Origin of the sequence: Bacteroides fragilis, assembly GCF_019583405.1 — a bacterium.
GTDB lineage: Bacteria > Bacteroidota > Bacteroidia > Bacteroidales > Bacteroidaceae > Bacteroides > Bacteroides fragilis_B.
In genome coordinates this window covers 328,326-351,942 of record NZ_SZUU01000004.1, presented here as the reverse complement: position 1 = coordinate 351,942, position 23,617 = coordinate 328,326, and the positions used below count along the sequence as shown (strand labels likewise).

Here is a 23,617-nt window from a genome sequence, read left to right as displayed (position 1 = left end):
TTATTTATTTACAAATTAATTCACGGGCAATCCGGCGCGCTTCCGCATCGGTTGCCACATAGTCATCATAGGTAGGAGTCTGTACGAAAGATACCTGCCCCATGGTCTGTTCTATCACATCACTCATGCCGAGAAAGCTGATTTCATCACGAAGGAAAGCAGCCACTACCACTTCATTAGCCGCATTGACAATGCAGGGCATATTCCCTCCCCTATACATCGATTCGTAAGCCAAGGCCAGATTACGGAACCGCTTGGTATCGGGTTGCTCAAAAGTAAGGTTCGTACATTTCGAAAAGTCAAGCCGGTCAAAAGACGAGTTGACACGATCCGGATAAGAGAAAGCGTACTGGATAGGCAGACGCATATCCGGCATACCCAACTGGGCCTTTACGGCTCCATCCTCGAATTGTACCATCGAATGGATAACAGACTGCGGATGTACTACCACCTCTATCTGACTGGGATGTACTCCAAACAGCCATTTAGCTTCAATCACTTCAAAGCCTTTGTTCATCATCGAAGCAGAATCAATGGTGATCTTGGCTCCCATTTCCCAATTCGGATGCTTCAATGCCTGCACCTTCGTCACGGTTTTCAGCTGATCCATGGTACATGTACGGAAAGGACCACCGGAAGCAGTCAGAATTACTTTCTCGATCGGATTGCCCACCTCTCCGGCCAAACACTGAAACACGGCTGAATGTTCAGAATCGACAGGAAGAATCGGTGTACGGTATTGCTGTGCCAACTGATTAATCAGCTCTCCGGCAACAACCAGCGTCTCCTTGTTGGCAAGTGCAATCGCTTTTCCGGCACGAATGGCATTTATGGTCGGCTTCAGCCCTGCATAGCCTACCATAGCTGTCAGTACGACGTCGATAGGACCGGACTCTACAATCTGGCATAAAGCGGCAGCACCGGCGTAAACTTTAACAGGCAGATCGCTGAGGGCCTCTTTCAGTTGTACATATTTCTCTTCGTTAGCTATAACCACAGCCTCAGGCAGGAACTTACGTGCCTGAGCTATCAGGAGATCTACCTTATTATAGGCAGTCAGTGCATAAACTTCATACAGTTCGGGATGCTCCTCGATAACCTGTAAGGCCTGTGTACCGATAGAGCCCGTAGAACCTAAGATAGCTATTTGTTTTTTCTTTATCTCGTTCATTATTAGAATACAATGTATTTTTCAGGATTAACCGGCCGTCCTCTGTGCCAAAGTTCAAAATGGAGATGCGGACCGGTAGTGAGCGTTCCGCTATTCCCGACCAGAGCAATTGCTTCACCGCCTTTCACAGTATCTCCCTCACGCTTCAGCAACGAACCGCAATGTTTATAGACTGATACAAAATCCTGGTTATGCTGTACCTCGATCAGGTAACCGGTTTCGGCCGTATAAGTACTCAATATGACTGTACCGTCAAGGGTAGCCAGAACACTTTCATTGGGATTAGCGGCAATATCGGTTCCAAAATGTTTCTTCTCAGCATTAAAATGATCGGATATCATACCACGGGTCGGACGATAGAAAATCAATCCGTTCACATCGGGCTGAGAGGTAATAGAGGTCAGATTATATTTCTCGGTCTCTTCATATTGGCGACGGAAAGCTTCTTCGCGTTCGGAACGGGCTATCAACGAATCTTCACGCATAGTGGTCAGTGAATCCATTGACTGTACGGTATCCACCCGCACAGTTCCGCTGAAAATATCTTGTATATTCATGATATACATATTCTGACGGTCCACCAACTGTTGCAAAGAATCCACCCGTAAGGCATTCTCTACAACCTGCGCACGAATATCACTGTTCATATATCCCGGCAAATAGTTGCGTAAAGGAGTGAAAGTGATAATGGCAGCAGCAAACAGGAAAAGCAGGGTCAGAACCGAAAGTAACACGGAAAGCCCGTTCAACTTGGATACATGAAGTCCCACCACCTCTTCGAGCGTATTCTCGTTGATGATAGTGAGTTTGTACTTGAACTTAATATTGTTCCAAAAAGCTTTACTGCGTTTCTTTTTCGGCATTATTATAGGATATAGCGTACAAATGTAAGCATTTCGCTTTACTTGCCGCCTGTTTCTTTATGCTATTTAACTTTCTTCATCATCCCACTCGTCCAAAGACAGCAGGCCCTCGGGCAAATCGACTGTAATGATTTTGTGTTTCTGGTCAATACCGGCTATAAATTCTTCCTGTGCCGGAATCAGCAGTTCATCTCCATCCCGGTCCACCACAAACAAAGTGTTAACGGTAGATGTATCTACGTCTGTCACCTCACCTAAAGCACCGTGGCGAACATCTTCCACCCGAAAACCCACAAAAAAGCTCCATGACAGTTCTCCCGGTTCGGCCTCTTCTACATGCTCCACCGGGAAATAGACTTCCACATTGGTAAACATCCGGGCACGTTCGGCCGTATCCACCCCTTCAAGTTTTACCAAAGCGGTAGAGTCGGACCGAAAGCGGTACTCTTCTATAAAAAAGGGAACAAAGATATCATCCAGCCGGCAAATCAGGTAATCGCAGTCCACCCGGTCAAAAATATCATCCGTAAAGGTAAACGACAATTCGCCGTGTATGCCGTGTGGCTTATTGAACAAGCCTATCTTGTATACATCTTCTCTTTTTATCATATTCGTGTAATTCTTGCACCGATAGCGTTGAGTCGACCTTCGATATTTTGATATCCGCGGTCTATCTGCTCGATATTATGGATCCGGCTGATACCTTCGGCGCTCATCGCAGCGATAAGCAAGGCGATACCGGCACGTATATCGGGAGATGTCATATTGCCACCCCGCAAAGTAAATCCATGATTATGACCGATAACGACTGCACGGTGCGGATCGCAAAGAATGATCTGAGCCCCCATATCAATTAACTTATCCACAAAGAAGAGGCGGCTTTCGAACATCTTCTGATGAATCAGCACACTCCCTTTCGCCTGGGTAGCCACTACCAACATGACACTCAACAAGTCCGGAGTCAGCCCCGGCCAGGGAGCATCGGCAATGGTCATAATAGAACCGTCGATAAAAGATTCGATTTGATAACAGTCCTGAGCCGGTACATAAATATCATCTCCTCTCTGTTCGAGCTTAATGCCCAACCGACGGAAACTTTCAGGAATAATGCCTAAATTCTCGTAAGAGACATTCTTAATGGTTATTTCGCTACGGGTCATTGCAGCCATACCGATGAAACTGCCTACTTCAATCATATCCGGCAATACGGTATGATCCGTTCCATGGAGTTCGTCCACCCCTTCAATCGTCAGCAGGTTCGAAGCTATGCCGCTGATTTTTGCTCCCATCCGGTTCAACATTTTACAAAGCTGCTGCAAATAAGGTTCACAAGCGGCATTATAAATCGTAGTCATCCCTTTGGCAAGCACGGCAGCCATCACTATATTGGCTGTTCCGGTAACAGAGGCTTCATCGAGCAGCATATAAGTGCCTTTCAGCTCTTGTGCCGAAATCTCGTATACACCACGTTCTTCATTATAAGCAAAGTCAGCTCCCAGGTTCTGGATCCCCACAAAGTGCGTATCCAATCGCCGACGACCGATTTTATCTCCGCCCGGTTTGGATATCATTGCTTTGCCAAAACGGGCAACCATCGGTCCGATCAACATCACCGATCCCCGCAGGCTGGAACATTTCTTCAGGAATTCATCGCTCTCCAGATAAGCGAGATCTACATTTTCAGCTTTAAAGCTATATGAATCGACACCTGTCTTCGCCACCGTTACTCCCATATCCCGCATCAATTGAATCAGGTTATTGACGTCCAGAATATCCGGGATGTTATTTACTGTCACTTCTTCGGCGGTAAGCAACGTAGCGCAGATAATCTGCAACACTTCGTTTTTGGCACCTTGCGGATGAATGTCCCCACTGAGCCTGTGTCCTCCTTCGATTACAAATGAAGCCATGTTTTAGGTGATTAGTGGTTAATGATTAATGATAATAATCTCCTTGCTTAGAATTTTCTTCTCTGATTATTATTTCTCTGGTTATTGTTGTTATTCGTACGCGGACGATAATTCTGGGCAATACGTTCAGACATCAAACGCAAAATCTCGTCATCCATCTGCAATTTACCTCCTGAGAATTCAGCCAGATCTTCAGCGATCTTCCGGTCGTCCACCGTATCTTTGTTCCAAGCCATATAATCTTTCTTCATGTGATTGCAGATAAGGGCTACCAGATTCTTCTTTTCGTCCCCTTCCGGAAACTCACATGCCTTTTTAATCAACACTTCCAGTGTACGGCCATAGTGGCGATAACGGATCTTAGTGCTCGGATAAGGAATCGAATCGGGTTTCGTCACCAGATTGTCCTTGCGGATAATCTCGTAAGGATAGTCTATATCCAGCTTAAAGTCTGACATAATGGCCAGATGATCCCACAACTTATGTTTGAAATCGGGTACATCTCTCAAATGAGGAAACATGTTACCCATGATATTGATAACGGTATTGGCACAACGCTGGCGTTCGGAACGGTCTTGTATAGTCAATGCAAAATCGACCATATTCTGGATACTGCGCCCATATTCGGGCAGCGGCATTCTTTTCTGTTGAGTATTATACTGCATGTAGTTAAATTTTAATTTGAAAATAGAAAATCCAAAGGGTTGAAAAGTATCAAAGTAACTTCTTGGGTTGGGAAGCCACAAACTCTTTCAGATAGAAGGGCTCAAAATAAGCCACATCTTTATAATCATTAATAGCAATCGCTTTTTCGGCAAGTGGAAACATCATCTTTGCCAATGGATGGATGTCGTCAATAAAATGCGCGTTGGGATGCGTAATCTTTTCACGACACTTTGCTGCTCCGTTCCCAAAGAAATAAACCGGGTGCTTCTCTAAAAACTCAAGATAAGAATTTTCGTCTACAATGTCGGCTGAAATCTCACGCCTCACATTCAGCGCACGGTCGTATATAGCCGCATATACCTCCATTCTCCGGGCATCGATCATCGGACAAATCAGTGCGTCTTCGGGCAATTCGTGATAAAGCAATACCGGTACACTCAGTACCTCCAGTGTAGGGATACCGATTAACGGGACATTACGCCCGTAACAAATGCCCTTTGCCATTGAAACACCGATACGTAATCCGGTATACGATCCGGGACCGCAACTGACGGCAACCGCATCCAACGGAATAGCATGACTATCGATGAAAGACAATGCTTCATCTACAAATACTCCCAACGAAACGGCATGTGAAGGCCCCTTAAGGTCTTCTTTCACAAAAATATTCTGCCCGTCTTCACTCACAGCTACCGAACAAACGGCGGTAGAGGTTTCAATATGTAGGATACACGACATAATAATCAGATTATTAAATTGACGCAAATTTACATGATTATTTTCAGATTACCGCACCGAGATATAAATAAAGCGCATTTCCATTCAAAATCATTGCATTAAATTAAGTTTTTGCGTACTTTAGCAGACTATTTTATACAAGCAAAAGATAAATATAACAAGTTTTAAAATTAGAGATGAAACAGGCGTGCTACTATATAATGCTGTTATTATTTGTAGAGTTGGCAGGTATCCCGACGACCGTACAAGCTACAGAACCAAGCGAAACGAAGCATTTTGCCGTTTTGTCAAATGACAGCCCGGCAGAAAAGTACAGTGACTACGGTACACCTGCAAAGGGGAAGTTCCTTTCTGACAGTTATTACCTGTCACTCACCCAAGCACAAAAAGAAAAAGCACTCGCACGGCATGACTCACTAATCCGCAGCATAGAAGCAGGAAAAGCTCCGGAAAACATCAACATCGTCGAAATTTACCAGAACAGAGGGCATCTGTTGCGTTGTCTTCACCGATATAAAGAGGCTTGCGCAGCCTACGACCGATCAATGATCGTTTCCGACTCACTAATTAAGAAAGAGTATGGTGCACAGGTCGACTCCCTCCGCCAGAAACATGATGTAAATACATTATTACTTGAAAAAATAAATTTGCAGTCAGAAAAGCGTCAGGTAGCTTTCATCTTTGCTTTATGCATCTTGTTTATAGCTATCTGCATCAGCTTATATTACTACCAGACACTGGCCAAAACTCAAAAACTTCAGAAAGAGGTATTGCAACAGAGCATCAAAGCACAGGAGAGCGAAGAGGTGAAAGCATCTTTTATCAAATCCATCTGTCACGAAATACGTACACCGCTCAATTCTATCAACGGCTTCTCCGAAATATTAAGCGATGATTTCTCTACTCCCGAAGAACAAAAGGATTACCAGCTTATTATTCAGGAAAACACCCGTCTGCTCACCTCACTGCTCGATAGCCTGGTAGAAGTGGCCAATCTGGATAGCCTGACAGCAAGTCTCACGCTGAAACCGATAGAAATAAACCACTATTGCCGTCTCGAAATGCAATATCTGGAAGAAACGGAAGGAAAACCGGAAATAGATTATCAACTCAATTTACCGGAGAACGATTATAAAGTCTATGCCCACCCGCAATACCTCAGCTTATTGCTCCGGGCTTTGTTGAACAACGCCAATAAGTTTACGACTCAGGGGTTCATCAATCTCAGCTGCCGGAAAGACAGCAGACGGAAGATGCTGATGGTCAGTGTTACAGATACGGGATGTGGAGTACCGACGGACAAGCACGAATATGTTTTCCGGCGCTTCACCAAACTGGATACTTTCAGGCAAGGAAGCGGATTGGGACTTTACCTTTGCAAATTGATCATCAGGCACATGCAAGGAGATATCTACATTGACAAGACGTATACGAAAGGATCCCGCTTTATATTTACCCTACCGATGGAGGACGCCAAGAAATGAAAAAGAAATACTACATCTGGATTATATTGCTATTCATCGCAACAATATCCCAAGCCGCCCCTTCGATCAAGGACAGTTTACAAAACATACTGCAAAAGACGAAAGAGCCTACCCAACGTGCCGAATTATTAATCAATATATTAGACCTGTCCGATTCCTCAACCGATGAATTGGAAATCGCCCGGAAACTTTACACAGAAGGGAAGAAAGCGGACGATAAAATGGCCATCGGCGCATCTCTCAGCACACTCACCATTCACTATATGCAGGATCCGGAAAAGAAAGATTCACTTACCCTTCTGCTGAACGAAGCAGAAAAGCTGCTGGAAAACTCAGATGAAGAGGGACTTGCCACCTATTACAAAATGACTTATAAAGCCCGGCTCCTGCAACTTGCTCCCCGGGAAGAAAGGGTAAAAGTCTGCAACCGGATACAGCAGGAACTGAACGACCGGAAAGAGTCGGAAACGCCTTATGAAAAGGCCGAACGTCTATTTCTCACCGGAGTGATCCACTATCTGTTAATGGCTATGACCGAAAATATAGATTATAAAAATGCCCTCCCCTATTGGGAAGAAGGATGGAATTTGGCAGAGGGTTTTCCACCTACTGCCCGCAAAAACTTTACAGGCAATCTATATATCATGCTAAGCGTGAGTTACCGCAGCCTGAAAGACAGCAAACGCCTGATGGAAGTATCTAACCAGTACTTGCAAAGACTGGATGAATATTTCAGCCGGGAAGATGTAATCCGCCGGCGCCCTTACTTCTACAAAAACAATTTATATATGCTGTGCTACCAGCAACTGATGCTAAACCATCAACTGATAGGGCGACAGAAAGCACATGAATATTATCTGCGTTATTGTAACTACGTCCGTCACGGAAAAGGAGATGCCCTGTTACGCAATAAACTTTTTTTCTACGATTTAAGTCAAAGTTATTTCAGTAGTCTGGGCGAATATCCACAAGCACTCGCCTTTTGTGATTCACTGATCCAGATGGTAGAAACCGGTAAGGCTATCAATACGGCCTCGGTGACGCACTATAAGACCAAAGCCACATTACTCCGGGAAATGGGACGTGCCGAAGAATCCTGTCAGGTTTACGACCGGGCTATGTTTCTGGCCGATTCACTGACCCGTAAAGAACAACTCGGCGAACTTGGAGAAATACAGGTAAAAAATGAAGTCGCACAACTGGAACTGGAAAAAGCGGACATTATTACCCGAATCAGGAACATTGCTTTTTACAGTACCATCCTACTGACTTTCGTTGTCATCGGCTTTACTGTTTATCTTTCAATCAACCTGAAACGTACCCGCAAACTACAAACAGAGTTGCTGCGCCAGACCCAAAAGGCTCAGGAAAGCGAACGAATGCAATCGAACTTCATCCGGTCGATGTATAACGATGTACACATTCCTCTCAATCACATCAACAAACAGACTCAACTGATAGTAGGCACTTCACTTTCGTCCACCCAAAAGGCAGAATGTTCGGAACAGATAAAAGAGAGTTGCCAGCAATTGACTTCGCTATTGGATGAAATGCTCGAAAAGGCTTATCACGAAAGTTCGGCAGAAGCCAAAGATACTCCGCCGGACCACGGCTCTTTCATTTAACAACCGCCTTCCTCCCTCGTCTCCCCCCCCACAAAACCCTCCATTCGCACACAGCGATGCGGAAGCAGCGCTTCGTTGTTTCTTTTTTAAGAAAGAATCCGGCCGACTATTACCGGAGAAGTGTAGTAGATTAACCATTGTCATACAACTCTTTATCCCAGCCCGCATACCCGGGCCGATGAGCCCACATGCCCGGGCTGAGATAAAGATCCGACCATTTGCACTAAAGAGAGTAAGGGAAATGAAATGCTTTTAGAGAGATTAACGGATAAGAAATTGGACATATCCATTTGTTTTCCAAACCGTTACTACTGAAATATCCCCTAAAACAGCGGGTGGAAGATGGAAGATGGGGGTGGAAGATAAATGGCATAAAAACCGCATCTTCCACCAATATACACATCTCACAATCAACGACATGAATTCTCAAAGGTGGAAGATGGAAGATCGAAACGTGTTTTTTGTATGAGAGGAAGGCGGGGTAAATGAAAGAGCCGTGCCGCCCGATTAAACAAAATGTCTTTTTTATCCATTTACAGCGGTTATCTTAAAATTATCCCGTATTTTTGCACAAAACTTTTGGTAATATGATACAATCCATGACGGGATATGGCAAAGCAACTGCCGAACTTCCCGATAAGAAGATTAATGTAGAGATAAAATCGCTCAATAGTAAAGCGATGGATTTGTCGGCACGAATCGCACCGGCATACCGTGAAAAAGAGATGGAACTCCGCAATGAAATTGCACGTGTGCTGGAACGTGGAAAAGTTGACTTCAGCCTCTGGGTGGAAAAGAAAGAGTGCGCAGAAGCCGCCACTCCCATCAACCAGGTATTGGTAGAAGGATATTATAACCAAATCAAAGCTATCTCCGAAAACCTCCACATTGCAGTACCCACTGACTGGTTTCAGACTCTGCTCCGCATGCCGGACGTGATGACACGTACCGAAACACAGGAGTTAAGCGAGGAAGAATGGGGAATAGTATATGCAACCGTCAAGGAAGCTGTTTCACATTTAGTAGATTTCCGTAAGCAGGAGGGTGCCGCCCTTGAAAAGAAGTTCCGTGAAAAGATTGAAAACATTCATCGTTTACTTGAATCGGTAACACCTTATGAAAAAGAACGGGTGGATAAAGTTAAAGAACGAATCACAGATGCGCTGGAAAAAACACTGAGCGTAGATTATGATAAAAACCGTCTTGAACAGGAACTGATTTACTACATTGAGAAACTCGACATCAATGAAGAGAAACAACGCTTGAGCAACCACCTGAAATATTTCATCAGTACCCTTGAAAACGGTAGCGGACAAGGTAAAAAGCTGGGATTTATCGCTCAGGAGATGGGACGTGAAATCAATACGCTCGGCAGCAAATCGAATCATGCTGAAATGCAAAAGATTGTGGTACAGATGAAAGATGAGCTGGAACAGATCAAAGAACAAGTGCTGAATGTGATGTAACAACGACAGATTATGAATTTAACCGAAAGAATAACTACCCCACCTCAAAAGGGTGAAGCCAAAATCATCATCTTTTCTGCTCCTTCCGGATCGGGCAAGTCGACAATTATAAACTATTTGTTGAGCCAGCAGCTGAATCTTGCATTCTCCATTTCAGCTACCAGCCGTCCGCCACGAGGAAATGAAAAGCATGGAGTAGAATATTTTTTCCTCACTCCCGACGAATTCCGCCAACGCATTGCAAACAATGAATTTCTGGAATACGAGGAAGTTTATACCGATCGATTTTACGGAACTTTAAAAGAACAGGTAGAGAAACAGCTTGCTGCCGGCCAGAACGTAGTGTTCGATGTAGATGTGGTGGGCGGTTGCAATATAAAAAAATTCTATGGTGACCGTGCACTTTCACTTTTTATCCAGCCCCCTTGTATCGAGGAGTTACGTCGCCGCCTGATCGGGCGTGGCACAGATGCTCCCGAGGTCATTGAGAGTAGAATAGCCAAAGCCGAATATGAACTAAGTTTCGCTCCGAAATTTGACAAAGTAATCATCAATGATGACCTGGCAACAGCCAAGGCACAGGCATTAAAAGTGATTAAAGAGTTTCTGGGTATCGATGCGGAATAAGATCTGTGTTCTCTTATTTGTGATTATAGCATATGAAAAAAACTAAAACCGGAATCTTCAGCGGCTCTTTCAACCCGATACACATCGGACACTTGGCACTTGCCAACTATCTGTGCGAGTTTGAAGGGCTGGATGAAGTTTGGTTTATGGTCACTCCGCACAGCCCCTTCAAAAAGCAGGCAGATTTATGGTCTGACGAGCTGCGCCTGCAACTGGTACAGCTCGCTATTGAAGGATATCCACGATTCCGTGCATCCGATTTTGAATTTCATTTACCTCGTCCCTCCTATACTGTCCACACACTCAACCGTCTGAAAGAAGTATATCCCGAAAGGGAATTCCAACTGATTATAGGCTCTGACAACTGGAAAGTATTTGACCAATGGTTCGAATCGGAACGTATTGTCTCAGAAAATAAAATACTCGTTTATCCTCGTCCCGGTTTTCCGGTAGATGCCTCACAACTACCCCCGAACGTACACTTAGCGCATTCTCCGATATTCGAAATCAGTTCCACCTTTATCCGTCAAGCTCTGGCTGCCGGAAAAGATGTGCGCTATTTCCTTCACCCGGCTGTGTACACGAAAATCAAAGCTATTCATTCCGCAAACGATGCAATGTAATCATCACAATTTCGGCCGGTGCTCCAATACGGATATTCTTGTTTGAAGTACCGATCCCATTGGTTACAATCATCGGAATTTTAGCTGAATTATATTTCAACCCTGTCAGGAACCGACTGCCATAATGCGAAGGAATGATGGGAGCATAGCCAAAAATACGTACCTGCCCTCCATGCGTGTGTCCGGCCAGCACCAGATCTGAATTAGCGACAGACACATCTTCGGCATAATCAGGAGTGTGTACCAACAGAATCACAAAATCGGCCGGAGAGAGGGACAGAGTAGGAGAAACACCGTTATTGGCAAGATCAAACGGGTTACGTACACCGGCCAGAATAATCTGCTCACCATTGCGCCTCAACGTGTCAAGCTGATGTTCAAGAGGGCGCATGCCATAACGTTTCATTTCACGGATAATTTCATCATGACAACGTTCATAGTCGTTATTTCCCATCACACCATAAGTACCTAACGGCGTTTTCACTTTAGCCAATGCCGCAAAAAGTTCGGGCACAAACTGACACCCTTCCTGGTAATCACCTCCCATCAACAATACATCGGCATGCTGTGCGTTAAGCAAACGTACCAGACTCTCCAGCCCTTTCTCCTTGAAAAGGCTTTTATAATGCAAGTCCGAAATAAAGGCGATACGGAAACCATCAAAGGCTTCGGGAACATCACGATGGGTGAACTCGTATCTTTTCACCCGGTCGATCCCCGGATAAACAGAAGATACACTGACAGCAGAACTGGTGATATTTGTTCCCCGGGCTACAACAGGCGGAATCGAACGCGTTATCCCGGAAGAGGCAACCTGCCCCTTTTCTGCTGCTTTCCGTCTGGCAGAAAGTTTTTTGAGTCCGGAAGTATCAGGAGCAAACAACCGGGCCACTACATCGGAGCTGTCCGGACGAATGGAATCGGTATTCAATACCGGACGGGCAATCGGAGAAACCAGGTTTTTCTTTGATTTACAGGACGAAAGCAGCAATAAAAGTGCCGCCAATAAGTATATTGTTTTCTTCATATTCTCTAATATCAGGAGCGCAAAGATAGGCAAAAAAGCAAAAATATACATTTTTTTGCCCTATCTTTGTTCTCTTGAAACGAATTATATAGAAAAAGAGAATGGAAGAAGTAAGACGGAACTCGTTACAGGCATGGATACTTGCTGCCCGTCCCAAAACATTGGCAGGTGCCATTACCCCGGTAATGATTGGTTGTGCATTGGCTTATGCCGACGGAAAGTTCAGTTGGATACCGGCATTAATCTGTTGTTTGTTTGCCGGCTTAATGCAGATTGCCGCCAATTTTATCAACGACTTATTTGACTTTCTGAAAGGCACCGACCGGGAAGACCGCCTCGGTCCGGAACGTGCTTGTGCACAAGGCTGGATTTCGGCGAACGCCATGAAGAAGGGCATATTCATAACAGTAGCCCTCGCCTGCCTGATCGGTTGTAGCCTCCTATTATATGGCGGCTGGGAATTGATCCTTGTAGGTGCGCTATGTGTATTATTTGCTTTCCTGTATACCACAGGTCCTTACCCGTTATCCTACAAAGGATGGGGAGACGTATTAGTCATTGTGTTTTTTGGTTTTGTCCCGGTAGGAGGTACTTATTATGTACAGGCCCTCAACTGGACACCGGACGTTACGGTTGCTTCATTGGTGTGCGGACTGATTGTAGATACATTACTGGTAGTTAATAATTACAGGGACCGGGATGCCGACCGGAAAAGCGGGAAAAAGACGGTTGTAGTTCGTTTCGGTGAACCTTTCGGAAGATATTTCTATCTGTTGCTCGGCATCATAGCCGCCTGGCTCTGTTTCTGGTTTTTATTCAGCGGACATTTATATGCGACTCTCCTGCCTCAGTTTTACCTGTTTTTTCATATCCGGACCTGGAGAAAGATGGTACAGATACACAGCGGTAAAAAGCTAAACAGCATATTGGGCGAAACTTCGCGAAATATGCTGCTTATGGGGATCCTACTATCAATAGGACTGATTATAAACGGTTAACGTTTGCTATACATCCGTTCGTAATATTTCTGATAATCACCGCTGGTAACTTCTTCTACCCATTCCTGATTATTCAGATACCATTCAATTGTTTTCACAATGCCCACCTCGAATTTCGTTTCGGGATACCATCCCAAGGCATTGGTGATTTTCGTCGGATCAATGGCATAGCGCTGGTCATGACCCAGACGGTCCTTGACAAACGTAATCAAGTCTTCATTGATCCAGTCAACCGAGATTTCACCATCGGCATTCTTTTCTTTCTTCTTCAATACTTCACGATATTCGGGATGTTCCGACATCAGGCGGTGAATCGTTGCAATGGTCAACTTCACTATCTCAAGATTTGTCTTTTCGTTATGTCCACCCACATTGTACACTTCACCTTCCAGTCCCTCACGAACTACCAAATCAATAGCCTTGCAATGATCTTCTACGTACAGCCAGTCGCGCACATTGCTGCCATCACCGTACACCGGAAGTTTCTTGCCCTCAAGAATATTCTTGATAATAAGCGGAATCAATTTCTCCGGGAAATGATAAGGACCGTAATTATTTGAACAGCGGGTGATGGTCACCGGCATCTTATACGTATCATGATAAGCCATAACCACCATATCGGCACTGGTCTTCGATGCACTGTAAGGGCTATGCGGACAGAGTGGAGTTGTTTCATGGAAATACCCCTCAGCCCCCAGCGAACCGTAAACTTCGTCGGTAGATACCTGATGATAGCGTACTCCTTTACGCCAGGTAGGATACCCGTATTCATCCTTACCGGTCACCCATGCACGACGTGCCGCATCCAACAGGTTTTGTGTTCCCAAAATATTGGTCATCAGGAACAGTTGCGGATTCTCAATGCTACGGTCTACATGACTTTCGGCGGCAAAGTTCACTACATAGTCAAATTTATACTCACCAAAAAGACGGTCAGCCAGTTCACGATCACAAATATCACCTTTTACAAAAAAGCAACGTTCGTTATCAATGTCGTTTGCAATTGTTCCGAGATTTCCGGCATAAGTCAGTGCATCGAGCACCACCACTTTGATATCGCTGTGTTTAGCCAGAATATACTTCAGATAATTGGCACCGATAAATCCGGCAGCACCGGTTACAAGATAAGTTTTCATATTCTTTATGATTGATTTATTAATTTGCTAAGTCTATCAGATATTTACCATATTCGGTTTTTCCCAACTTCTCGCCCAGAGCTTTCAATTGGGATGAAGAAATCCATCCGTTACGCCAAGCTATTTCTTCAATACAGCTCACATAAAACCCCTGGCGGTTCTGAATAGTGGCTACAAAGTTGGATGCCTCAAGCAGGCTGTTGCAGTTTCCCGTATCCAACCAGGCAAAACCGCGCCCGAAAAGTTCCACTTTCAGCGTTCCCTCACCGAGATATAATTTATTCAAATCAGTTATTTCATATTCCCCCCGGACAGAAGGCTCCAGAGCAAGTGCCTTTTCCGTCACCGTGGCATCATAAAAATAAAGTCCGGGTACCGCATAGTTACTTTTAGGTACAGCCGGCTTTTCTTCTAACGAAATCACCTTTCCACTTTCATCGAACTCCACTACTCCGTAAGCACGAGGATCTTTCACATAATATCCAAAGATACAAGCTCCCTTCTCAAGAGTAGCCGCCCGGCGAAGCATGGCTGAGAAACCCTGCCCATAAAACAAATTATCTCCCAATATCAGGCAACCCGGTTCGCCATCCAGAAAGTCAGCTCCCAATACAAAAGCCTGAGCAAGTCCATTCGGCTGTTCTTGCACCCGATATGAAAAGGACATTCCAAACTCCTCACCGGTACCCAGAAGTTCACGGAACAACGGCAGGTCACGGGGAGTAGAGATAACCAGCACTTCCCGTATTCCGGCCAACATCAATGTAGAAAGCGGATAGTATATCATCGGCTTGTCATACACCGGCATCATTTGCTTCGATATGGCTTTTGACAGCGGATAGAGTCGGGTGGCACTGCCACCGGCAAGAATAATTCCTTTCATATTTTGAACATTATGAGTTACGGGCTACATACAGGTTACATGCTGTAATAAACAATACATAAGTATCTCGCACAGTTACTTGTAATTTGTAGCACATTGCTTATGGCTTACATCTCTCAAACCTGTGACAAAGAACGGAAAGAAATCTGACGTGACAAAATAAAAATACAAATTTATTAACCGGCCAGTTCAATCACTTCCAAATCCTTGAACACACCATTATCTATGGCAAAACGGACCATTGTACGCACTTTATGAAATCCGGACATTCCCGCAGCACCGGGATTGATATGAAGCATGTCCAGTGTCTTATCATATTTTACCTTTAATATATGCGAGTGTCCGCTGATAAACAACTTAGGTGGATGCACCAATAAGCTTCCCTTGACAGACGGGTCATAATTTCCAGGATATCCCCCGATGTGCTTCATCAGCACTTCGGCACCGTCCACCGTAAAACGATTCACCTGAGGAAACATCCGGCGAATTTCCTGCCCGTCAATATTACCATACACAGCACGGAAAGGGCGGAAAGCCGCCAATTTCTGCGCTACCTCCACTGAACCAATATCTCCGGCATGCCAGATTTCATCGCAAGTTTCAAAATATTGCAAGTATTTTTCGTCCCACCAGCCATGTGTATCGGACAATAAACCAACTTTTGTCATACTTTCTTTGTTTATCTCTGCAAAGGTAACTATATTTGGGCAAACCTTATATGCAAATGGGAAACAAATACCAATACTTTAAGAGAGATATCAGTTGGCTGTCATTCAACTACCGGGTACTTCTGGAAGCTGATAACGATCGATTGCCACTCTACGAACGTATCAATTTTATCTCTATTTATTCTTCCAACCTGGAAGAATTCTATAAAATCAGAGTAGCCGACCACAAAGCTGTTGCCTCCGGCGTAACAGAAGGATCAGAAGAATCCCAGCAGTCAGCCAAGGTTTTGCTGGAAGAAATCAACAGGGAAGTGAACCGACAACTGGAAGACCGTATCCACATTTATGAAAAGAAGATTATACCTGCATTACGCAAAAACCATGTCATCTTTTACCAAAGCCGTAACGTTGAGCCTTTTCACCAGCAGTTCGTAAAAGACTTTTTCCGCGAAGAGATATTTCCCTACTTGCAACCGGTACCGGTGTCCAAAGACAAAGTAATCTCTTTCCTGCGCGACAACCGGCTCTACCTGGCTGTCCGCCTGTTTCTGAAAGGCACAAAGAAAGAAGATGCCAACCATTTGCAATACTTTGTAATGAAACTGCCATATAGTAAAGTGCCCCGTTTCATCGAACTGCCCAAACATGGAAAAGATTATTACCTGATGTTTATAGAAGATATTATCAAAGCCAATATTGGTGTGATCTTCCCGGGCTACGAAGTGGATTGTAGTTATTGCATCAAAATATCGAGAGATGCCGACATCATGATAGATGATACCATCAACAGTGTCGACCTGGTGGAGCAAGTAAAGAAAAAGATTAAAAAACGCAAGATAGGTGCCGTGTGCCGTTTTGTATATGACCGGGCCATGCCTGACGATTTTCTGGATTTTTTGGTGGATGCCTTCCGAATCCAGCGTGAAGAGTTGGTACCGGGAGACAAACACCTCAATCTGGAAGATCTGCGTCACTTGCCAAACCCTAATAACTCCATTCCCCGGATTGAGAGACCGATCCCTATGAAACTAAATCGCCTGAACGACAAGGAGTCTATTTTCAGTTATGTCGAAAAGAAAGATTTATTATTGTACTACCCTTACCATTCTTTCGACCATTTTATCCACTTCCTTTACGAAGCAGTGCATAATCCCGAAACCCGTGAAATCATGGTAACCCAATATCGGGTAGCAGAAAACTCGGCTGTCATTAACACCTTGATTGCCGCTGCACAAAACGGTAAAAAAGTCACGGTATTCGTGGAACTCAAAGCCCGTTTCGATGAAGAGAACAACCTCGCCACTGCCGAAATGATGAAAGCAGCCGGCATCAATATCATATATAGCATACCGGGACTGAAAGTTCACGCTAAAGTAGCCCTTATACGTCGTCGCAGTTTCAACGGTGAAAAGATTCACAGTTACGCTTATATCAGTACCGGTAACTTCAACGAGAAGACAGCCACACTGTATGCAGACTGCGGACTGTTTACCAGTAATCCGGTCATCGTACATGACCTCACCAACCTGTTCCGTACCTTGCGCGGTAAAGAAAATCCCAAGTTCACCCGGCTACTTGTGGCACGTTTCAACCTGATTCCCGAACTGAACAGGCTGATCGACAAAGAAATAGAACTGGCCGAGAAAGGAAGAGGCGGAAGAATCATCTTGAAGATGAACGCTTTGCAAGATCCGATAATGATAGACCGGCTCTACGAGGCATCACAAAGGGGTGTGAAAATAGACCTGATTGTGCGGGGCATTTGTTGCCTGATACCCGGACAAGAATATAGCCGTAACATACGTGTCACCCGTATTGTAGACAGCTTCCTGGAACATGCCCGCATCTGGTATTTCGGTAATGCCGGACATCCCAAAGTATACATGGGATCACCCGACTGGATGCGCCGTAACTTATATCGACGAATCGAAGCGGTGGTACCCATTCTCGATCACGAACTACGGGAAGAAGTCGTCGATATGCTTCACATCCAGTTATCGGATAATCAAAAGGCTTGCTTCGTCGATGATAAATTGAATAATATATTTAAATTCAAAACAAATGCTGCGCCCGTCAGGGCTCAATATACTTTCTATAATTACCTAAAAGAAAAGAATGAAACATTTCTGTAACATGTATGACATTTCTCTGCAATACGAAAATCCGTCCTTTGCAGGCAGAAATAACATACACATTTATGGAGACAATTTATCTATGTATCATTATTTTCCTATTCGTACTTGCCGTATTCGACTTGATGGTCGGTGTAAGTAACGATGCGGTAAATTTCCTCAACTCAGCTGTCGGAGCAAAGGCGGCATCTTTCAAAACAATATTGTTTATAGCCGGTGCCGGCATCTTCATCGGGGCCTCCTTATCAAACGGCATGATGGACATTGCAAGGCACGGCATCTACCAACCGGAGCATTTCTACTTTGCCGAGATCATGTGCATCCTACTTGCTGTAATGCTGACAGATGTCGTTCTGCTCGATGTATTCAACTCAATGGGAATGCCTACCTCAACCACTGTTTCAATGGTATTCGAACTTCTTGGAGGTACTTTTGCCCTGGCACTTATCAAAGTGCACAACAGTGATACGTTGGGATTGGGTGATCTCATCAACACCGACAAAGCCTTGTCTGTCATCATGGCCATCTTTGTCTCCGTTGCCATTGCCTTCTTTTTCGGTATGCTTGTACAATGGCTGGCGCGCATGGTATTTACATTTAACTACAAAAACAAGATAAAATACAGCATTGCACTATTCGGTGGTATCGCTTCTACTGCCATCGTTTACTTCATGGTGATAAAAGGATTGAAGGACAGTTCATTCATGACTCCTGAAAACAAGCATTGGATACAAGAAAACACGATGATGCTGGTAGGTTGTTTTTTTGTCATCTCTACCATCCTGATGCAGATATTACACTGGTTGAAAGTAAATGTATTTAAGGTAGTTGTTCTACTGGGTACATTTGCGTTGGCGTTGGCATTTGCCGGTAATGACCTTGTCAACTTTATTGGTATACCTTTAGCTGGTTACTCTTCGTTCATGGACTATACGGCCAACGGAACCGCTGTCGGACCGGATGGCTTCCTGATGACCTCACTGATGGGATCAGCCAAAACACCGTGGTACTTCCTGATAGGTGCCGGAGCCATCATGGTATACGCCTTATGTACTTCTAAAAAGGCACATGCGGTGATCAAGACCTCGGTAGACCTCTCCCGCCAGGATGAAGGAGAAGAAAACTTCGGAAGCACACCGATCGCCCGTACATTGGTACGTTTCAGCCTCACACTGGCCAATGGCATCTCCCGGATAACTCCGCCGAGTACCAAACGCTGGATAGATACCCGCTTCCGTAAAGACGAAGCTATCATTGCCGACGGGGCGGCATTCGACCTGGTTCGTGCCTCTGTCAATCTGGTATTGGCAGGTCTGTTGATCGCTGTGGGTACTTCGCTAAAACTTCCTCTCTCTACAACCTATGTCACTTTCATGGTGGCTATGGGTACCTCACTTGCCGATCGTGCCTGGGGACGTGATTCAGCCGTTTACCGCATCACAGGTGTGCTAAGTGTCATTGGCGGATGGTTTATCACTGCCGGAGCTGCATTCACGATCTGTTTCTTTGTTGCCATGGTCATCCACTTCGGAGGAAGTATAGCTATCATAGCCCTGATCGGCCTGGCAGCATTCACACTGATCCGCAGCCAGTTGATGTATAAAAAGAAAAAAGAGAAGGAGAAAGGCAACGAAACTTTAAAACAGTTGATGCAAGCGACAAACAGCCACGAAGCCTTGGATTTAATGCGTAAGCATACACGTGAAGAGTTAGGTAAGGTACTGGAATATGCAGAACAAAACTTTGAACTTACCGTGACTTCATTTTTGCACGAAAATCTCCGCGGACTGCGCCGGGCAATGGGATCTACCAAGTTTGAAAAACAGATGATCAAGCAGATGAAACGTACCGGAACCGTAGCAATGTGTAAATTGGATAATCACACTGTACTTGAAAAAGGGCTTTATTATTATCAGGGAAACGACTTTGCAAGTGAATTAGTATATAGTATCAGCCGCCTGTGCGAACCTTGTCTGGAGCACATTGACAACAACTTCAATCCGCTGGACGCTATCCAAAAAGGCGAATTCGGAGATGTAGCCGAAGATATTACCTATCTGATCCAGCAATGCCGCCTGAAGTTGGAAACCAACAATTACAGTAATCTTGAAGAAGACCTGCACCGAGCCAATGACCTGAATTCACAACTCTCACACTTGAAGCGTCAGGAGTTACAGCGTATCCAAAGTCAGACCGGAAGTATTAAAGTAAGTATGGTTTATCTGACCATGATTCAGGAGGCACAAAACGTAGTAACTTACACGATCAACCTGATGAAAGTAAGCCGAAAATTCCAGATAGAAACAGATATTTAATAATTCTCCCTTACAATAAATAAGGCTGACTTCTAAAGTCAGCCTTATTTATTGTAATTAACATCATCTCACCACTTGATTTCCGGAAAATAGCTGCTTAAACAGCTACGAAGCGCACTTACCGTAATGGGCTTTACCAATACTTCGGATGCACCGGCTTGCATAGCATTCTCCCGGTCTGAACTGAAAGCATAGGCAGTCTGCATAATAATGGGAAGGGTTGCTCCTTCTTCGCGAATAATCCGGGTTGCTTCCAATCCGTTCATAATCGGCATTTTAATATCCATAAGAATAGCATGTGCATCTTGATTGTGTTCACGGTATAAGTTCAGCATTTCTTCACCGTTCTTAGCCCAAAGAATGTCGCATTTTTTACCAATAATAGCTTTAATCAATTTGAAATTGCTATCATCATCTTCGGCCACAAGAATAAGAGGACGAAAATCTTTAATTTCTTCAATATCCATTTTATATATAGGTTTACTTTTTATTTCATCTTATTCGATTCAGCCCGCAAGGTATAAAAAAAAATCATAGATTTGATTATCTTTGCGGCTAAAATTTAAAGAAGCAATATGATTTCAGTAGACGGACTGGCCGTGGAATTCGGCGGAACCACATTATTTAGCGATATTTCATTTGTTATTAACGAAAAAGACCGCATCGCGCTTATGGGAAAGAACGGCGCAGGCAAGAGTACCCTACTCAAGATTTTGGCAGGAGTACGCCAGCCTACCCGTGGCAGGATATCTGCTCCCAAAGAGTGTGTCATAGCCTACCTGCCTCAACATTTGATGACAGAAGACGGACGAACGGTTTTCGAGGAGACTGCCCAGGCCTTTGCCCATCTGCACGAAATGGAAGCCGAGATAGAACGCATGAACAAAGAACTGGAAACACGCACAGACTATGAAAGCGACAGCTACATGGAACTGATAGAAAACGTGTCGACCCTTAGCGAAAAGTTCTATGCCATTGATGCCACTAACTACGAGGAAGACGTAGAAAAGGCACTTCTCGGATTAGGCTTCATGCGTGAAGATTTCCACCGGCAAACCAGTGACTTCAGTGGTGGATGGCGGATGCGTATCGAACTGGCTAAACTGTTATTGCAAAAACCGGATGTGCTTTTATTGGACGAACCGACCAACCACCTGGACATAGAGTCCATTCAATGGCTGGAAGACTTCCTGATCAATAACGGAAAGGCAGTAATCGTCATTAGTCACGACCGCAAATTTGTAGATAATATCACTACCCGCACCATCGAAGTGACTATGGGACGCATTTACGATTATAAAGTGAATTACTCCAAATATCTGGAATTACGCAAAGAACGCCGTGAGCAGCAACAGAAAGCCTACGAAGAGCAACAAAAGTTCATTGCTGAAACAAAAGAATTCATTGAACGTTTCAAGGGTACCTATTCAAAAACACTTCAGGTGCAAAGCCGGGTAAAAATGCTCGAAAAACTGGAAATACTGGAGGTGGACGAAGAAGACACATCGGCATTGCGTCTGAAGTTCCCGCCTTCACCCCGTTCGGGCAACTATCCTGTCATTATGGACGGTGTCGGCAAAACCTATGGCGACCATGTTGTTTTCCGTAACGCCACTCTGACAGTTGAACGCGGCGATAAAGTAGCATTTGTCGGCAAAAACGGTGAAGGTAAATCGACATTGGTAAAATGTATCATGAACGAAATAGAACATGACGGAACACTGACCCTGGGACACAATGTCCAAATAGGATACTTCGCTCAAAATCAGGCATCATTGTTGGACGAGAACCTAACTGTGTTCCAGACAATCGATGATGTGGCCAAAGGAGAAATACGTAATAAAATACGCGACCTGCTGGGAGCGTTCATGTTTGGCGGACCGGAAGAGTCGATGAAAAAAGTAAAAGTACTTTCAGGAGGTGAACGTACACGCCTGGCCATGATCAAGCTGTTGCTGGAACCTGTGAATCTGCTGATTCTTGACGAACCTACCAATCACCTCGACCTGAAAACCAAAGACATCCTGAAGCAGGCACTGAAAGATTTCGATGGTACACTGATTGTGGTATCACACGACCGCGATTTTCTGGACGGACTGGTGACCAAGGTATATGAGTTTGGCAACAAAAAAGTAACAGAACACTTATGCGGCATCTATGAATTCCTTGATAAAAAGAAAATGGATTCGCTACGGGAGTTGGAAAGATAATACTTCCATGATTTATTCGCATGAATTTAATATTTGATAACTAACATACGGCAACCTTTACCTGTTAAATTATAAAGAAAGGTACAAAACCCGTTTAATCAACTAAAAAAGAAACCGTATGAAGAAATTAGTTTTCTGTGCTGCTTTCGTTGCAGCAATGTGCATGGTGGGCACTACTGCCCAAGCTCAGGACGCAAAGAAGAAAGAAGTCAAGAAAGAGCAATGTGATAAAAAAGACAGCAAAGCATGCTGTAAAAAGGAAGAAAAAGCATGTTGCAAGAAAGAAGCAGGTAAGAAAACAACTGACGGATGCAAACAAAAAGCTGATTGTAAAGCCAAAACCGGATGTAAAGACGCCCAATGCACCAAAGACAAAGGAGGAAAGAAAAAATAAACGTTTCTGACGTTCTCTTCTGAAAAGACAAGTAGTTATCTGCTTGTCTTTTTGTTTTTTAAGTAACACTGTTTGTTTTTTACCCGATGATAGACTATCTTTGTCGCTCAATATAAAAATAAGAATGAGGAATAAACGGTACATACTCTCTTTTCTCCTTTTTATCAGCATGATCATGTTGGTCGTACCCGTTATTCCACATCATCATCATGCCAATGGCATGATATGTATGAAAAATGATGTGACACCAGAGCCTCAGTGCACCAAACATCATCATTATCCAAGCAATGATTCGTGCTGCAATGACGGATGTATGACACGTCTCAATTCGCCAACCCCATCCGTACAGGCAGACAACAGCCCTCACTATTTGTTTACTGCCATCTTATTTACGGACCTTATCATAGAGAATTTATTCAAGCCCCAAGAGCGGCGTATTAAGAATTATTACGCCTACCGGGAATCTCTTCACAGCACGGTTATCAACTGTGCCTTCGGCCTTCGTGCCCCTCCATACCCTGTTGTATAGGCTTATAAGCCCTATTTCGTAAGGTTAGGAATCTACTGACCGTTGGTTTAAAATCAATGGGATATTCCTTTAAAACCAACGATGCCTTGTTTTTAAACCAAAGGTATTTGGTTTAAAACCTACACAGATCTACTTCCCAGAATCATCAAAAG

The 23,617-nt window shown here is 44.3% G+C and carries 22 protein-coding genes; 11 read left to right on the top strand and 11 right to left on the bottom strand.

Annotated elements, in window-relative coordinates; all coding sequences use genetic code 11:
* Positions 1-4: 4 nt before the first annotated feature.
* The 6 genes from FDF36_RS11495 to tsaB all read right to left on the bottom strand — a co-directional run bounded on the left by FDF36_RS11495 (position 5) and on the right by tsaB (position 5,348).
* Positions 5-1,171 carry a 1-deoxy-D-xylulose-5-phosphate reductoisomerase gene (locus FDF36_RS11495; RefSeq protein ID WP_220391414.1) on the bottom strand — a complete coding sequence of 389 codons (1,167 nt, stop codon included), beginning with the start codon at positions 1,169-1,171 and terminating at the stop codon, positions 5-7.
* Positions 1,172-1,173: 2 nt separating this feature from the next.
* Entirely contained in the window at positions 1,174-2,034 is an 861-nt protein-coding gene (locus tag FDF36_RS11490; protein ID WP_005821606.1) for a M23 family metallopeptidase, read from the bottom strand.
* Positions 2,035-2,100: 66 nt separating this feature from the next.
* Positions 2,101-2,643, bottom strand: a complete 543-nt coding sequence (rimM, locus tag FDF36_RS11485; RefSeq protein WP_220391413.1) for a ribosome maturation factor RimM — start codon at positions 2,641-2,643, stop codon at positions 2,101-2,103.
* On the bottom strand, positions 2,640-3,944 hold the full coding sequence (gene murA, locus FDF36_RS11480) for a UDP-N-acetylglucosamine 1-carboxyvinyltransferase (protein ID WP_005808243.1): 1,305 nt from the start codon (positions 3,942-3,944) through the stop codon (positions 2,640-2,642). The genes rimM and murA overlap by 4 nt, the downstream gene beginning before the upstream one ends.
* Before the next feature lie 47 nt (positions 3,945-3,991).
* Positions 3,992-4,609 (bottom strand): DUF4290 domain-containing protein, encoded by a 618-nt coding sequence (locus FDF36_RS11475; RefSeq protein ID WP_005781202.1) that lies wholly within the window; start codon positions 4,607-4,609, stop codon positions 3,992-3,994.
* A gap of 49 nt (positions 4,610-4,658) precedes the next feature.
* Positions 4,659-5,348 carry a tRNA (adenosine(37)-N6)-threonylcarbamoyltransferase complex dimerization subunit type 1 TsaB gene (tsaB, locus tag FDF36_RS11470; protein WP_005808245.1) on the bottom strand — a complete coding sequence of 230 codons (690 nt, stop codon included), beginning with the start codon at positions 5,346-5,348 and terminating at the stop codon, positions 4,659-4,661.
* Positions 5,349-5,548: 200 nt separating this feature from the next.
* Between tsaB and FDF36_RS11465 the strand changes: the two genes are divergently transcribed.
* The 5 genes from FDF36_RS11465 to nadD all read left to right on the top strand — a co-directional run bounded on the left by FDF36_RS11465 (position 5,549) and on the right by nadD (position 11,173).
* Entirely contained in the window at positions 5,549-6,832 is a 1,284-nt protein-coding gene (locus tag FDF36_RS11465) for a sensor histidine kinase (protein WP_259281417.1), read from the top strand.
* Positions 6,829-8,457 carry a histidine kinase gene (locus FDF36_RS11460; RefSeq protein ID WP_220391411.1) on the top strand — a complete coding sequence of 543 codons (1,629 nt, stop codon included), beginning with the start codon at positions 6,829-6,831 and terminating at the stop codon, positions 8,455-8,457. The genes FDF36_RS11465 and FDF36_RS11460 overlap by 4 nt, the downstream gene beginning before the upstream one ends.
* Before the next feature lie 587 nt (positions 8,458-9,044).
* The gene (locus tag FDF36_RS11455) at positions 9,045-9,923 is read left to right on the top strand and encodes a YicC/YloC family endoribonuclease (protein WP_005781209.1); all 879 of its coding nucleotides are present in this window, start codon (positions 9,045-9,047) and stop codon (positions 9,921-9,923) included.
* A 12-nt stretch (positions 9,924-9,935) separates the two neighbouring features.
* Positions 9,936-10,550 carry a guanylate kinase gene (gene gmk / locus FDF36_RS11450; RefSeq protein ID WP_195316841.1) on the top strand — a complete coding sequence of 205 codons (615 nt, stop codon included), beginning with the start codon at positions 9,936-9,938 and terminating at the stop codon, positions 10,548-10,550.
* A 32-nt stretch (positions 10,551-10,582) separates the two neighbouring features.
* On the top strand, positions 10,583-11,173 hold the full coding sequence (gene nadD / locus FDF36_RS11445) for a nicotinate (nicotinamide) nucleotide adenylyltransferase (RefSeq protein ID WP_005821613.1): 591 nt from the start codon (positions 10,583-10,585) through the stop codon (positions 11,171-11,173).
* Here the strand turns inward: nadD and FDF36_RS11440 are convergent.
* Complete coding sequence (locus FDF36_RS11440) at positions 11,145-12,200, bottom strand: metallophosphoesterase (RefSeq protein ID WP_005781214.1); 1,056 nt, start codon at positions 12,198-12,200, stop codon at positions 11,145-11,147. The two genes, nadD and FDF36_RS11440, sit on opposite strands and share 29 nt — an antisense overlap.
* A gap of 101 nt (positions 12,201-12,301) precedes the next feature.
* Between FDF36_RS11440 and FDF36_RS11435 the strand changes: the two genes are divergently transcribed.
* A complete protein-coding gene (locus FDF36_RS11435) occupies positions 12,302-13,198 on the top strand; it encodes a 1,4-dihydroxy-2-naphthoate polyprenyltransferase (protein ID WP_005781215.1) in 897 nt (298 codons plus the stop codon).
* Here the strand turns inward: FDF36_RS11435 and rfbB are convergent.
* The 3 genes from rfbB to FDF36_RS11420 all read right to left on the bottom strand — a co-directional run bounded on the left by rfbB (position 13,195) and on the right by FDF36_RS11420 (position 15,885).
* Entirely contained in the window at positions 13,195-14,334 is a 1,140-nt protein-coding gene (gene rfbB / locus FDF36_RS11430) for a dTDP-glucose 4,6-dehydratase (RefSeq protein WP_005821615.1), read from the bottom strand. The two genes, FDF36_RS11435 and rfbB, sit on opposite strands and share 4 nt — an antisense overlap.
* A 19-nt stretch (positions 14,335-14,353) precedes the next feature.
* Positions 14,354-15,217: a glucose-1-phosphate thymidylyltransferase RfbA gene (rfbA, locus tag FDF36_RS11425; RefSeq protein WP_005781220.1), complete on the bottom strand. Its 864-nt coding sequence runs from the start codon at positions 15,215-15,217 to the stop codon at positions 14,354-14,356.
* A 176-nt stretch (positions 15,218-15,393) separates the two neighbouring features.
* Positions 15,394-15,885 (bottom strand): metallophosphoesterase family protein, encoded by a 492-nt coding sequence (locus FDF36_RS11420; protein ID WP_005808255.1) that lies wholly within the window; start codon positions 15,883-15,885, stop codon positions 15,394-15,396.
* Positions 15,886-15,941: 56 nt separating this feature from the next.
* On the opposite strand from FDF36_RS11420, the gene FDF36_RS11415 reads away from it, so the two are divergent.
* Both FDF36_RS11415 and FDF36_RS11410 read left to right on the top strand, forming a co-directional pair.
* Complete coding sequence (locus tag FDF36_RS11415; RefSeq protein WP_220391410.1) at positions 15,942-18,017, top strand: RNA degradosome polyphosphate kinase; 2,076 nt, start codon at positions 15,942-15,944, stop codon at positions 18,015-18,017.
* 65 nt (positions 18,018-18,082) lie between these two features.
* Positions 18,083-20,332, top strand: coding sequence for an inorganic phosphate transporter (locus FDF36_RS11410; protein ID WP_220391409.1), 2,250 nt, complete (start codon positions 18,083-18,085; stop codon positions 20,330-20,332).
* A 68-nt stretch (positions 20,333-20,400) separates the two neighbouring features.
* Here FDF36_RS11410 and FDF36_RS11405 read toward each other — a convergent pair whose 3' ends face one another.
* Positions 20,401-20,799, bottom strand: a complete 399-nt coding sequence (locus FDF36_RS11405; RefSeq protein WP_220391408.1) for a response regulator — start codon at positions 20,797-20,799, stop codon at positions 20,401-20,403.
* A gap of 108 nt (positions 20,800-20,907) precedes the next feature.
* Between FDF36_RS11405 and FDF36_RS11400 the strand changes: the two genes are divergently transcribed.
* From FDF36_RS11400 to FDF36_RS11390, 3 genes are all read left to right on the top strand, one after another.
* Entirely contained in the window at positions 20,908-22,542 is a 1,635-nt protein-coding gene (locus tag FDF36_RS11400; protein ID WP_220391407.1) for an ABC-F family ATP-binding cassette domain-containing protein, read from the top strand.
* Positions 22,543-22,660: 118 nt separating this feature from the next.
* A complete protein-coding gene (locus FDF36_RS11395; protein WP_122130366.1) occupies positions 22,661-22,936 on the top strand; it encodes a hypothetical protein in 276 nt (91 codons plus the stop codon).
* A gap of 124 nt (positions 22,937-23,060) precedes the next feature.
* The gene (locus tag FDF36_RS11390) at positions 23,061-23,465 is read left to right on the top strand and encodes a DUF6769 family protein (RefSeq protein ID WP_220391406.1); all 405 of its coding nucleotides are present in this window, start codon (positions 23,061-23,063) and stop codon (positions 23,463-23,465) included.
* Positions 23,466-23,617: the final 152 nt, after the last annotated feature.

Bases quoted from the DNA above. Each gene is read 5' to 3' on its own strand.
- nadD (WP_005821613.1), top strand. From the start codon at position 10,583: ATGAAAAAAACTAAAACCGGAATCTTCAGCGGCTCTTTCAACCCGATA.
- FDF36_RS11400 (WP_220391407.1), top strand. From the start codon at position 20,908: ATGATTTCAGTAGACGGACTGGCCGTGGAATTCGGCGGAACCACATTA.
- FDF36_RS11475 (WP_005781202.1), bottom strand. From the start codon at position 4,609: ATGCAGTATAATACTCAACAGAAAAGAATGCCGCTGCCCGAATATGGG.
- FDF36_RS11435 (WP_005781215.1), top strand. From the start codon at position 12,302: ATGGAAGAAGTAAGACGGAACTCGTTACAGGCATGGATACTTGCTGCC.
- FDF36_RS11390 (WP_220391406.1), top strand. From the start codon at position 23,061: ATGAGGAATAAACGGTACATACTCTCTTTTCTCCTTTTTATCAGCATG.
- FDF36_RS11420 (WP_005808255.1), bottom strand. From the start codon at position 15,885: ATGACAAAAGTTGGTTTATTGTCCGATACACATGGCTGGTGGGACGAA.
- FDF36_RS11455 (WP_005781209.1), top strand. From the start codon at position 9,045: ATGATACAATCCATGACGGGATATGGCAAAGCAACTGCCGAACTTCCC.
- FDF36_RS11465 (WP_259281417.1), top strand. From the start codon at position 5,549: ATGCTGTTATTATTTGTAGAGTTGGCAGGTATCCCGACGACCGTACAA.
- FDF36_RS11395 (WP_122130366.1), top strand. From the start codon at position 22,661: ATGAAGAAATTAGTTTTCTGTGCTGCTTTCGTTGCAGCAATGTGCATG.
- FDF36_RS11440 (WP_005781214.1), bottom strand. From the start codon at position 12,200: ATGAAGAAAACAATATACTTATTGGCGGCACTTTTATTGCTGCTTTCG.
- FDF36_RS11495 (WP_220391414.1), bottom strand. From the start codon at position 1,171: ATGAACGAGATAAAGAAAAAACAAATAGCTATCTTAGGTTCTACGGGC.
- FDF36_RS11460 (WP_220391411.1), top strand. From the start codon at position 6,829: ATGAAAAAGAAATACTACATCTGGATTATATTGCTATTCATCGCAACA.
- FDF36_RS11490 (WP_005821606.1), bottom strand. From the start codon at position 2,034: ATGCCGAAAAAGAAACGCAGTAAAGCTTTTTGGAACAATATTAAGTTC.
- rimM (WP_220391413.1), bottom strand. From the start codon at position 2,643: ATGATAAAAAGAGAAGATGTATACAAGATAGGCTTGTTCAATAAGCCA.
- rfbA (WP_005781220.1), bottom strand. From the start codon at position 15,217: ATGAAAGGAATTATTCTTGCCGGTGGCAGTGCCACCCGACTCTATCCG.
- gmk (WP_195316841.1), top strand. From the start codon at position 9,936: ATGAATTTAACCGAAAGAATAACTACCCCACCTCAAAAGGGTGAAGCC.
- FDF36_RS11415 (WP_220391410.1), top strand. From the start codon at position 15,942: ATGGGAAACAAATACCAATACTTTAAGAGAGATATCAGTTGGCTGTCA.
- FDF36_RS11405 (WP_220391408.1), bottom strand. From the start codon at position 20,799: ATGGATATTGAAGAAATTAAAGATTTTCGTCCTCTTATTCTTGTGGCC.
- FDF36_RS11410 (WP_220391409.1), top strand. From the start codon at position 18,083: ATGGAGACAATTTATCTATGTATCATTATTTTCCTATTCGTACTTGCC.
- rfbB (WP_005821615.1), bottom strand. From the start codon at position 14,334: ATGAAAACTTATCTTGTAACCGGTGCTGCCGGATTTATCGGTGCCAAT.
- tsaB (WP_005808245.1), bottom strand. From the start codon at position 5,348: ATGTCGTGTATCCTACATATTGAAACCTCTACCGCCGTTTGTTCGGTA.
- murA (WP_005808243.1), bottom strand. From the start codon at position 3,944: ATGGCTTCATTTGTAATCGAAGGAGGACACAGGCTCAGTGGGGACATT.